General features: G+C 44.9%; 9 protein-coding genes. All 9 read right to left on the reverse strand.

All coding sequences use genetic code 11. The features are described 5' to 3' along the window. Positions 1 to 125 precede the first annotated feature (125 nt). On the reverse strand, positions 126 to 497 hold the full coding sequence (gene rbfA / locus TY16_RS18675) for a 30S ribosome-binding factor RbfA (RefSeq protein WP_043933318.1): 372 nt from the start codon (positions 495 to 497) through the stop codon (positions 126 to 128). 17 nt (positions 498 to 514) lie between these two features. Then, positions 515 to 793: a DUF503 domain-containing protein gene (locus TY16_RS18680; RefSeq protein ID WP_043934837.1), complete on the reverse strand. Its 279-nt coding sequence runs from the start codon at positions 791 to 793 to the stop codon at positions 515 to 517. Beyond that, on the reverse strand, positions 793 to 3,423 hold the full coding sequence (gene infB, locus TY16_RS18685) for a translation initiation factor IF-2 (protein ID WP_043933319.1): 2,631 nt from the start codon (positions 3,421 to 3,423) through the stop codon (positions 793 to 795). Before infB ends, TY16_RS18680 begins: the two co-directional genes overlap by 1 nt. A 19-nt stretch (positions 3,424 to 3,442) precedes the next feature. Beyond that, on the reverse strand, positions 3,443 to 3,745 hold the full coding sequence (locus TY16_RS18690) for a YlxQ family RNA-binding protein (RefSeq protein ID WP_043934838.1): 303 nt from the start codon (positions 3,743 to 3,745) through the stop codon (positions 3,443 to 3,445). Next, complete coding sequence (rnpM, locus tag TY16_RS18695; RefSeq protein ID WP_043933320.1) at positions 3,745 to 4,026, reverse strand: RNase P modulator RnpM; 282 nt, start codon at positions 4,024 to 4,026, stop codon at positions 3,745 to 3,747. The genes TY16_RS18690 and rnpM overlap by 1 nt, the downstream gene beginning before the upstream one ends. An 18-nt stretch (positions 4,027 to 4,044) precedes the next feature. Continuing rightward, positions 4,045 to 5,229, reverse strand: a complete 1,185-nt coding sequence (nusA, locus tag TY16_RS18700) for a transcription termination factor NusA (protein WP_043933321.1) — start codon at positions 5,227 to 5,229, stop codon at positions 4,045 to 4,047. Positions 5,230 to 5,314: 85 nt separating this feature from the next. Then, positions 5,315 to 5,785 (reverse strand): ribosome maturation factor RimP, encoded by a 471-nt coding sequence (rimP, locus tag TY16_RS18705; RefSeq protein WP_043933322.1) that lies wholly within the window; start codon positions 5,783 to 5,785, stop codon positions 5,315 to 5,317. A 233-nt stretch (positions 5,786 to 6,018) separates the two neighbouring features. Then, positions 6,019 to 10,347 carry a PolC-type DNA polymerase III gene (locus tag TY16_RS18710; protein WP_043933323.1) on the reverse strand — a complete coding sequence of 1,443 codons (4,329 nt, stop codon included), beginning with the start codon at positions 10,345 to 10,347 and terminating at the stop codon, positions 6,019 to 6,021. A 444-nt stretch (positions 10,348 to 10,791) separates the two neighbouring features. Then, the gene (locus TY16_RS18715; protein ID WP_043933324.1) at positions 10,792 to 12,495 is read right to left on the reverse strand and encodes a proline--tRNA ligase; all 1,704 of its coding nucleotides are present in this window, start codon (positions 12,493 to 12,495) and stop codon (positions 10,792 to 10,794) included. Positions 12,496 to 12,559: the final 64 nt, after the last annotated feature.

Genomic DNA, 12,559 nt, shown 5'->3' on the forward strand with positions numbered 1-12,559 from the left:
GAATACTCCTTTTCAGGACATTTTGATGTTTCGACTAGGTCAAATTGTACTTGAAATTCCAAAGAAAAAGCTCCTCCACTTTTCCTTATTAAAAAGATGGATAGACAAAAGTCTATCCATCCCGTTTACTCCTCTTTGCCTTCGGTTGGTTCTTTTTCTTCATTGTGAATCTTGGTCAGCAATGTCTCGATCCGGTTACCGTAATCTATTGATTCATCGAATTCAAAGATGATTTCCGGAGTTTTTCTCAGGCGGATTCTGTTTCCGATTTCGGAACGAATGAATCCTTTCGCTTTGGCAAGACCCTTTAATGTGTTTTCCCTTTGGTCTTCGTCACCCAAAACAGAAATATAGACAGTTGCCTGCTGGAGATCACCAGTTACCTGGACATCGGTCACGGTTACAAATCCAATCCGTGGATCCTTGATTTTGCGTCCGATGATGTCGCCAAGTTCCTTTTTCATTTGTTCTCCAACACGGTTCGCTCTATGGCTCATGTCAGTCACCTCTTATCTTAAAGCCATTCTATGTCGGTGATGGTTCTTTCGATTTCAGGAAAAGAGTCAATGAGCTTAATGGCATTTTGCAGCTCCCTTTCAGCAGGGACTTTTGCGGACGCAACAGCAGCAACTGCAATTGCTGTCCTTTGCCATACATCCTGAAAATCCACTTCCGAAACGGAAACATTATACTTTTGCCGGATACGAGAGATAATTCTTTGAAGGACGGCCCGCTTATTTTTTAAGGAGGCCGCATCATAAATCAAACACTCGCACCTGGCAATGCCAATAATCATTTCCTTTCCACTTCCTCCATCACAAACGCCTCAAAGATGTCTCCTTCTTTTACATCATTGAAGTTCTTGATGGTTATACCACATTCGTATCCTTGGGCTACTTCCTTGGCATCATCCTTAAAGCGCTTCAGTGCATCAATGGTACCTTCAAAAATTACAACGCCGTCACGGATAACACGGATACCGCTATCTCGGGTAATCTTGCCATCTGTAACATATGAACCGGCAATTGTACCGATTTTGGATACTTTAAATGTCTGACGAACTTCAGCCTGCCCGATAACTTTTTCCTGGAATTCAGGATCAAGCATGCCCTTCATGGCTGCTTCAATTTCTTCAATTACCTTGTAAATAATCCTGTGCAGACGCATATCCACTTTTTCAGCCTCAGCTGCACGCTTAGCATTCGCATCAGGACGGACATTAAATCCAATGACGATAGCATTTGAAGCAGCCGCAAGAGTGATGTCGGATTCATTAATAGCCCCGACTCCAGTATGGATGATTCGGATGTTGATTCCTGGAACTTCAATTTTCATGAGTGATCCAGCCATTGCTTCTGCAGAACCTTGAGCATCGGCTTTTATAATGATGTTCAAGTCTTTCATTTCCCCTAGTTTTAACTGTTCAAACAAGTTATCCAGGCTTACACGGGATTTCTCGCCACGGGAAGCAACCAATGCCTGAGAGGCACGGGATTCCCCGACCTGCCTTGCAGTTTTCTCATCTTCAAAGACGACAAAACGGTCACCAGCTTGTGGTACATCATTCAAGCCTGTAATCTCAACCGGTGTTGAAGGGCCTGCTTCTTTTACACGGCGGCCTTTGTCGTTGACCATTGCCCTGACACGCCCAAAAGTACCGCCGACAACGATCGGATCACCAACTTTTAATGTACCATTCTGGACAAGAAGGGTGGCAACTGAGCCACGGCCTTTGTCAAGCTGTGCTTCAATCACTGTTCCAACTGCCTTACGATTAGGGTTTGCTTTGTATTCCTCAACTTCGCTAACAAGCAGAATCATTTCTAGCAGGCTGTCGATTCCTTCTCCTGTTTTAGCGGAAAGGGGAACAAATATAGTTTCTCCACCCCAGGCTTCTGGTACTAGTCCATGCTCTGTCAATTCCTGCATAACTTTATCTGGATTGGCAGTAGGTTTATCCATTTTGTTAACTGCAACAATAATTGGAACCTCTGCTGCCTTTGCATGGTTAATTGCTTCTACGGTTTGCGGCATGACACCATCATCAGCTGCAACAACAAGGATTGTAATATCGGTAATTTTAGCTCCACGTGCACGCATAGTTGTGAACGCAGCGTGTCCAGGTGTATCAAGGAAAGTGATCTTTTTACCGTTTTCTTCTACCTGGTATGCGCCGATATGCTGGGTGATTCCCCCTGCTTCACCTGCTGTTACCTTTGTATGGCGGATGGAATCAAGGAGTGTCGTTTTACCATGGTCAACGTGACCCATAATAGTAACGACTGATGGCCTTTCAACAAGGTTCTCATTTTCGTCCTCAGTGAAGTATACTTCAAGGTCAGTTGTGTCTATTTTGATTTCTTCTTCTACTTCAACGCCATACTCACTTGCAATCAGTTCAATAGCATCTTTATCCAATTCCTGGTTAATAGTTGCCATTACTCCAAGCAAGAACAGTTTTTTAATGATTTCCGATGGTTCCCTATAAAGCTTTTTCGCAAGTTCCGCGACGGTTAGGGACTCACTAAACGTAATTTTAGCAGGAAGTTCGCGTTCCTTTTTAACCTGTGGTGCCGCAGGCTGGTGCTGCTGCCTTTTTCCAGGTTTGTTGTTGCGGTTTTGGCCCTGGCCAGGTCTATTAGAAGTCTTCCCTTTATTGAATGCTTTATTTTCTTTTGATTTAAAATCATTTTCCTTCTTCTTGCTATCGACCGGTTTTGGAGCTGCCGGCTTAGAAGGACGATTATTTGCCTGGCCTTGTGCGCGGCCTTGTTGCTGACTGGCTGCTTGCGGCCTTGCATCGCTGCGAGTACCCTGCGGACGATCGCCTTGCGGACGATTCGGACGGTCGCCTTGCGGACGATTCGGACGGTCACCCTGCGGACGGTTCGGACGGTCGCCTTGCGGACGGTTAGTACCCTCGCCTTGTGGGCGGTTCGGACGGTCGCCTTGCGGGCGGTTCGGACGGTCGCCTTGCGGACGGTTCGGACGATCGCCTTGCGGGCGGTTCGGACGGTCGCCTTGTGGACGGTTCGGACGGTCGCCTTGCGGACGGTTCGTACCCTCGCCTTGCGGGCGGTTCGGACGGTCGCCTTGCGGGCGGTTCGGACGGTCGCCTTGCGGGCGGTTCGGACGGTCGCCTTGCGGGCGGTTCGGACGATCGCCTTGCGGACGGTTGGGACGATCGCCTTGCGGACGTCCGCCAGTGTTGTTTTGCGGCCGGTTTTGTGGCCTTGAATTCACAGACTGCGGCTTGCTGTCTTGTTTCTTATTGTAAATTGCGTCCAATTTATTAAGAGCATCAGATTCAATTGTGGCCATATGGTTGGATACTTCTACATTCATATCTTTCAATTTATTGATAACATCCTTACTTGAAACGTTGTATTTTTTTGCGTATTCATATACACGAGTTTTACTCATTCTTTCACCCCCGCTAGAATTAATCGAGCAGTGTCATCAATTTAGTGGCGAACCCATCATCCAGTACCGCAACTACTACCCGTGCCTCCTTGCCAATAGCCGTCCCGAGGTTTTCCCGATTATCGACAATCTTGCAAGGAACTTTATAGCTGCTGCACTTATCTGTGATTTTTTTGGCGGTATTTGAAGACGCATCTGCAGATAAAAGGACTAATTTTGCCTTTCCACTCCGGATTTCTTTAATTGAAAGCTCCTCACCGGAAATGACTTTCCGTGCCCGATTTGCCAAGCCAAGCAATGACATCCATTGATTCGATTTCATCAAGATTGCCTTTTCTCCTTCTCAATGAGCCCGAGCAGCTCTTTATATAAGGCAGGATCTATGCTAGTTTGTAAATGGTTTGCTAATATATTTTTCTTTTGAGCCAAAAGGATTGCTTCACGGTCAAGTGACAGGTATGCTCCGCGACCCGACTTTTTGCCAGTCGGATCAATTGAAACTTCCCCTTCCTTGGAACGGACAATACGAACAAGTTCTTTTTTTGATTTCATTTCACCCGTTGCGACACATTTGCGCATAGGGACCTTCTTCATTTTGTTCACCGCTAATCCCTCCGACCTTTAACGCTTATCCTCGTCTTCGTCTTCATCTTCATATTCAACGTCGTACTCATCTTCATAGTTTTCATCATATTCATAATCGTCTTCCTCGTAAAACTCCTCATCTTCATCAAAAAGTCTGATCGTTTCCTCACGAGGGAAGATTCCTAGTTCACGGGCATCCGTTTCTGATTTAATATCAATTTTCCAGCCAGTCAGCTTTGCCGCCAAGCGGGCATTCTGGCCTCTTTTGCCAATAGCAAGTGAAAGCTGGTAGTCTGGAACGACAACTGTGGTAGCCTTCTCAGCCTCGTTTACATTAACATCCAGAACCTTGGACGGGCTTAATGCATTAGCTACAAACACAACGGGGTCCTCAGACCATTTAACTATATCAATTTTTTCGCCCTTAAGTTCATTAACAACTGCCTGGACACGCGCGCCTTTAGGGCCAACACAGGCTCCGACTGGGTCAACTTCACCATTTTCCGAATGGACGGAAATCTTTGACCTGTCGCCAGCTTCACGTGCTACAGATTTAATTTCAACCGTTCCATCATAGATTTCTGGGACTTCAATCTCAAATAGGCGTTTAAGCAAACCGGGATGAGTCCGTGAAACAAAGATTTGTGGTCCTTTAGTCGTTTTCTCAACTTTTGTGATGAAAACTTTAATTCGGTCATGCGGTTTGTATTGTTCATTTGGCATTTGCTCGTTAATTGGCAGCAATGCCTCAATTTTTCCAAGGCTGACATAGATGAATTTTGAATCAATCCTTTGGACAATTCCTGTCATTATGTCTTCTTCACGGTCGATAAATTCAGAATAGATAATGCCGCGCTCTGCTTCCCTCACACGCTGTGTTACTACTTGCTTAGCAGTTTGGGCAGCAATCCTTCCGAAATCCTTTGGAGTAACTTCCATTTCAACAACATCTTCAACCTGATAGTTCGGATTAAGATGTCTTGCTTCTTCAATGGAAATTTCCAGCCTTGGATCAAAAACCTGGTCAACCACTTCTTTTCTTGCAAAAACACGCATTGTGCCTGTTTGCATGTTCAAGTCAATCCGCACATTTTGTGCCTGATTGAAATTCCGGCGGTATGCTGAAATAAGGGCCGCTTCTATTGCATCAATCAATACATCCCTGGAAATCCCCTTATCTCTTTCCAGTATTGTCAGAGCATCCATTAGTTCGCTGCTCATTGGAATAAATCCCCCTTTAGCCTCAATTTCATATTCCCTGTTCCAGACAGAAAGGTTCTATCCGAAGGCAAAATGCCCAGGCGCCTCACCCAAACGTAACAGCAAGCCGAGCACTTGCCACTTTGCTGTACGGAAGCTCTACAGTTTTTCTTCGTGTTTTTACTTTAATTTCGATTTTGACAGTTTCACCATCGAATTCTAGCAAAGTTCCTTCAAAGGTTTTTTCGCCGTCGATTGGTTCGTAGGTTTTTACAAAAACATTTTTGCCGATAGCATTGATAAAGTCCTTATCCTTCTTCAAAGGCCTTTCAGCACCCGGGGATGAAACTTCAAGGAAGTAGTTATGTGGGATTGGATCCAGTTCATCGAGCTTCTCGCTAAGACGTTCACTTACAATTCCGCAATCTTCTATATCGACACCTGCTTCTTTATCGACGAAGACACGAAGAAACCATTCCTTGCCTTCCTTTACATATTCAATATCCACAAGTTCCAAACCTAGTTCCTGAACGATGGGAGAAGCCAGGTTTTCAACTACTTCTATAACCTTGCTCATTGCTAACCTCCTTTACAGCTTTTTACCTTATCTTGCGCAATTTACGTAGACAGTTATCTAGTACTTAGCAAAACGCCTCCATACACGAACGAAAGAGTGGGTTCCCCCACTCTTCCGGACATTTTGCTTAGTATTTCCAATAAAACTATACCACACACGCATACTGAATGCAAATTAACGATATCCGGCGATTTTTGGAGAAAAGATACCATCTTGATACAAGAATACCATCTTTAGAAAAGTGAAAGCTGATTCTGTTCCGGCAGTGCATCCAGGCAGCCTTGTTTGTCCAGATACTCAAGGATTGTTTTGGAAACCTTACCGCGCTGCTGCAAGTCTTCTTTAGAAAGGAACTCTCCATTTTCGCGGGCTTTCACAATATTCTCCGCGGCATTTGTCCCTAACCCGGGAATCGAATTGAACGGAGGGATTAATGTTTGTCCATCAATAATAAATTGTGAAGCATCAGATTTATATAAATCAATTTTTTGGAAAGCAAAGCCTCGCTCCGTCATTTCAAGTGCGAGTTCAAGCACTGTCAATAAGCTTTTCTCTTTTGGCGCAGCATCAAGACCCTTGGCGTTAATCTCTTCCACTTTAGCCCTGATTGATTCCGGCCCTCGTGCCATCGCCTCTAAATCAAAATCCTCAGCCCTGACTGTAAAGTAAGCTGCATAGTATAACAGCGGTAAATGTACCTTAAAGTAGGCAATCCTCACAGCCATCAGAACATAAGCTGCAGCGTGAGCCTTCGGGAACATATACTTAATTTTCTTACACGAGTCAATATACCATTCCGGTACATTATTCTTCCTCATTTCTGCTTCCATTTCATCAGTGAGTCCCTTACCTTTACGGACTGACTCCATGATTTTGAACGCAAACCCAGGCTCAAGGCCCTGATAAATAAGGTATACCATAATATCATCCCGGCAGCCGATTACTTCGCTTAAAGTACAGGTTTTATTATGGATCAGTTCTTGTGCATTTCCAAGCCACACGTCCGTTCCATGCGAGAGCCCGGAAATCTGCACAAGCTCGGAAAAGGTAGTCGGCTTCGTATCCTCAAGCATCTGGCGGACAAAACGGGTACCGAATTCCGGGATGCCGAGTGTCCCTGTTTTACACATGATTTGCTCTTCAGTAACTCCCAGTGATTCCGTTCCACTGAAAATCTTCATTACTTCGGGATCATCAGTAGGAATAGTCTTCGGATCGATGCCGCTTAAATCCTGAAGCATCCTGATTACTGTCGGATCATCGTGACCCAGAATATCGAGCTTTAAGACGTTATCATGGATGGAATGGAAATCGAAGTGCGTTGTTTTCCACTCAGAACCTGTTGCATCGGCAGGAAACTGGATAGGTGAAAAATCGTAAATATCCATATAATCCGGCACAACAATGATGCCACCGGGATGCTGCCCGGTGTTCCGTTTAACGCCTGTGCAGCCGGAAGCCAGCCGGTCGATTTCTGCACCGCGTAGCTGGAGGTTGTTTTCCTGCTGGTACGCCTTCACATACCCAAATGCTGTTTTATCAGCAACTGTGCCTATTGTACCAGCACGGTAAACATAATCTTCACCGAATAGGACCTTTGTGTAATTATGTGCTCTCGGTTGGTATTCACCCGAGAAGTTCAAGTCAATGTCTGGTACTTTGTCTCCTTTAAAGCCAAGGAATGTTTCAAACGGAATGTCATGGCCATCCTTTTTATACTTCCCGCCGCATTCAGGACAATCCTTATCTGGAAGGTCGAAACCGGATCCAACAGAACCATCATTAAAGAATTCGGAATGCTTGCATTTCGGGCAAACATAATGCGGCGGCAACGGATTAACCTCTGTAATTTCTGTCATGGTGGCAACAAACGAAGACCCAACCGACCCACGCGAACCAACCAGATAACCATCATCAAGGGATTTTTTTACAAGCTTATGTGAAATCAGGTAAATAACCGCAAAACCATGCCCAATGATACTCTTAAGTTCTTTTTCAAGCCTGGCTTCTACTATTTCCGGAAGCGGATCGCCATAGATTCTGCGAGCCATTGAATAGCTCATTTCACGCATTTCATCTTCAGCGCCTTCAATCTTTGGCGTGTAAAGGTCATCTTTGATTGGCTTGATAACGTCAATCATATCAGCAATTTTGTTTGTATTTGTTACAACGATTTCTTTTGCTTTTTCAGCACCAAGGAAGGTGAATTCTTTTAGCATCTCATCTGTTGTCCTGAAATGGACGTCAGGCAGGTTGTGGCGGTTTAACGGGTTGGCGCCTCCCTGCGAATTAATCAGGATTTTTCTATAAATCTTATCATTTTTTTCAAGGTAGTGGACGTTACCAGTAGCAACGACAGGAATACCCAATTTATCGCCAAGTTTCACAACGTTCCCGATAATTTCTTCAAGCGACCGTTCGTTCCTGACGAGCTCCATTTCAATCAATGGTGCGTATACCGGTTTCGGCATGACCTCCAGATAATCATAAAAATGCGCCAGCTCTTCTACTTCTTCAGGCGACTTCTGCATCATACCTTCAAACACTTCGCCCCGGTCACAAGCGGAACCGACGAGAATACCTTCTCTGTATTTTTGCAAAATGGAACGAGGTATTCGCGGCACCCTATAAAAATAGTTAATATGAGCAATTGAAACCAATTTGAAAAGATTCTTTAACCCTGCCTCTGTTTGAGCAAGCAGTGTGCAATGATAGGGTCTTGCCCGCTTATAGGCATCGCCTTTCCCCATATTGTCATTGAATTGGTCATGGTACTCAATTCCCTTTTCATGCGAATCTTTCAGCATTTTCAAAAGCAGGTATCCGGTAGCTTCAGCATCATAAATCGCCCGGTGGTGCTGGGTCAGCTCGACATCAAATTTCTTTGCCAGTGTGTTCAGGCGATGGTTTTTCATTTCTGGATAGAGGAACCTGGCAAGCTCCAGCGTATCAATAACCGGGTTCTTTGCTTTCCCCAATCCTATTTTTTTATAGCCGGTATTTAAAAAGCCCATATCGAATGATGCATTATGGGCAACCAGAATGGAGTCATCTGCCCATTGATGGAATCTCTCCAGTACCTCCCCAACTTCTGGTGCATTTTCAACCATATCATCCGTAATTCCCGTCAGGTTTATGGTAGTAGCGGATAACCGGTGATGAGGGTTCGCGAACGATTCAAAGCGGTCGATTATTTCCCCGTCCCGAATCTTTACCGCCGCTAGTTCAATGATTGTATCGTATACAGCCGACAATCCAGTTGTCTCGACGTCAAAGACTACGTACGTATCTTCTGAAAGCAGGCGGTGGACATCATTATAGGCAATCGGCACTCCATCATCGACCAGGTTTGCCTCAATACCGTATAAAATTTTAATATCATTCTTTTTCCCAGCCGAAAATGCTTCCGGGAATGACTGGGCAACTGCGTGATCTGTAATCGCAATCGCTTTATGGCCCCATTTACTCGCCTGTCCTACAAGAGCTGCGACTGGTGTGACCGCATCCATCTGGCTCATCGGGGTATGGAGATGGAGTTCCACCCGTTTTTCCCCTTCAGGTGCCCTGTCCTTTCGGGTTTCGGGTTTGATTTCGTTAATATCGTTACCTATCATTACAAGGTCGCGTACAAAGGTGTCATTTTGAATACTTCCCCGGACCCTTGCCCACATGCCCTTTTTAACACGCTGGAACAAAGCGGCGTCCTCTTTATCCCGGGAGAACATTTTGACCATAATTGAGCTGGTATAGTCGGTGATTTTAAATGTCAGCAGGGTGCGCCCACTGCGAAGTTCCCTCGTTTCAGCATCAAAGATAAAGCCTTCAATCGCCATACGGCGTTCCTCGTCGACAATGTCAATAAGCTGCTTGAATTCAGCGTCACCCTTGATCATCATTCCAATTACTAACGGACCGTCAAAAGCATCCGTTCCGCCTTTTTCCTTCTCTGATTCACGTTTTTGCATTTCAACTACAGCAAGCTTGGCCCGTTCCTCATCCTCTTTCTGTTTCGCTTCCATAAATCGGACATATTCCTCGCTCTTTTCAACATCTACCATCACAGTATCGATCGCAAGTACCGGAAAGCCAAAAGACTGGTAGATGGACGAAATCACACTGCCATATTTATTTTTTATCGCTCCGCCTTCCGCTTCATTCCTGACTGAAACTGTCAGTTTGGAGCCCTGGACTGAAGGATATTGTTCATTTAAAAGCTTTAGGAGCGGTGGAGCAATCCCATCGATTTCCTCAATGGTTTTTTTCCAGTACTCCAGTATTAGCTCTTTTGTAAACGATTGATCCTGGCAGTAAAATTCGAATGATGTTGCCCTGGCAATCTCTGAAAATTTCTTTTCAAGCTGTGTTTCGAACAATGAATAAACACTGCATGGGAGAATTTTTTCTATCGCAATCTGAAAATGCATTTTTCTCGAATTCTTGCCAACAAGCACTTTTTCGATCCGGGCATTCCGGAAAAACGGAACGATATCGTCCCCTGTCATATCAAGCTGGTGCAGCAGTACCTGAAATCTTTGTACTCTATCATCTAAATGGGTGTTCATAGTCACTCCCCCACCTTGTTCTATCTAGTTATCAAAAATATATTATAGCACAGAATCTTACCTACCCATTAGGAATGCAAATACTTTATGTTACCAGGAACAAAAGCGCAAGCGCCTCGGTTATCGCCGTACAAAATGGAGGGACTTCGACTGAGATAAAGTCAAACTTCCATCAGCGATATTTGCTGATGGTTAGTTGAACGAATCGGACCTTTAGGATCAGTTGCCGACGGAGGAGGCTTACTGAGCCTTAAGAGTGGGATAAAGGAATCACGAAGAGCGCAAGCGATTCGATGATGACTTATCGTAGGGAGGAGGCCTGAAGTTTGCTAGGCGATAGGCGCTGGAGCCGGACGAAAAAAGGTGCCGCAGTATGTGCAGCACCTTTTTATTTGCTCCGCTTAGCGCGATTGCCAATCAGTAAATAGCAAGCAATAATTCATCTTATTTTCGGTTTTCAAGAACTGAAGCAATTGTTTCCCGCAAAGTAGAAGCCTCTGCCTCGATGACTTCGCCTGTATCACGAAGCTTTAATTCTACAATTCCTTCAGCAGCCTTTTTGCCGATTGTAACGCGAACAGGAATACCAAGCAAATCTGAATCAGCGAACTTGACACCAGGTCGTTCCTGCCTATCGTCAATAAGTACTTCGAAAGTTTTTCCAAGCTCTAAGTAGAGCTGTTCTGCAAGTCTTGCTTGTGCCTCGTCCTTCAGATTTACGGGAATAAGATGAACATGGTATGGCGCTACAGCTTTAGGCCAGACAAGCCCCTTTTCATCATTGGACTGCTCGGCTACAGCGGCAAGCGTCCTCGATACGCCGATTCCATAGCAACCCATGATCATCGGCTGAGTCCTTCCATTTTCATCCAAATATACAGCGTTCATAGCTTCACTATACCTCGTACCAAGCTTGAAAACATGGCCAACCTCAATACCTTTGGCAAAAACAATTTTACCATTTCCGTCAGGAGATGGATCTCCTTCCTGAATGAAACGAAGATCGGCAAATTGGCTCACTTCGAAATCCCTGCCTGGATTTACATTCCTATAATGGTAGTGTTCCTCGTTAGCCCCGCAAATCCCATTGACAATGGCTGCAACTGCACTATCAGCTACAATTTCAACACCTGAAACTTCAACTGGTCCGATGGAACCAACCGTACAGCCTAAAACCCTTTCTGTCTCCGCAGCATCGGCCAGTTCGGCACTCCCAGCCTCAAACAAGTTTTTAAGCTTGATATCATTGACTTCGTGGTCTCCCCTAACCAAAACAAGGACAAACCGGTCATCTACTTTGAAAAGCAATGACTTAATACATTGTTCTTCGGCAACATCCAGGAACGAAGAAACTTCTGCAATGGTCTTCTGGTTTTCTGTCTTAACCTTTTCTATCTCTTTTAGAGCCTCATCACTATTTTCGTATCTGGTAACTACAGGGGCCATTTCAATGTTTGCTGCATAATTAGAAGAATCGGAATAAGCAATTGTATCTTCTCCGATATCTGAAAGTACCATAAATTCGTGGGTATCTTTCCCGCCCATTGCTCCAGAGTCCGCAATAACCGCACGGAAATTCAAACCGCAGCGCGCAAATATATTGGAATATGCAGCAAAGATCCGCTCGTAAACCTCGTCCAGACTCTCTTTGCTCGAATGGAATGAGTACGCATCTTTCATAATGAACTCGCGGCCCCTAAGCAAGCCAAAACGAGGCCGCTTTTCATCACGGAATTTGGTTTGGATTTGATAAAGAGTCAATGGAAGGCGCTTGTATGATTTCACTTCATCACGGACAAGGCTGGTGATGACCTCTTCGTGAGTGGCTCCAAGTGCGAATTCCCTTTCATTTCTGTCTTTCAGGCGCATAAGTTCTGGACCATACGAATACCATCTTCCAGATTCCTGCCAAAGTTCAGCTTGCTGCAAAGCTGGCATTAGCATTTCGACTGCTCCAGCTTTGTCCATTTCTTCACGGACAATATTCTCAATTTTCGTCAGCACGCGTTTCGCTAGCGGCATATAACTATATACACCACTTGCATTCTGGCGCATAAATCCAGCCTTAAGAAGAAGCTGATGGCTTCTTACATCAGCGTCCGCTGGTACTTCCCTCATCGTGGGAATCAAAGTCATGCTTTGTTTCATATTAATCCCTCCATTATTTAACCGTGCCCGCGAGCATATGTATGCCGGCTCAGAATATCCTGAG

It is taken from the genome of Bacillus sp. EB01 (genome assembly GCF_000613125.1).
Lineage (GTDB): Bacteria > Bacillota > Bacilli > Bacillales > Cytobacillaceae > Bacillus_D.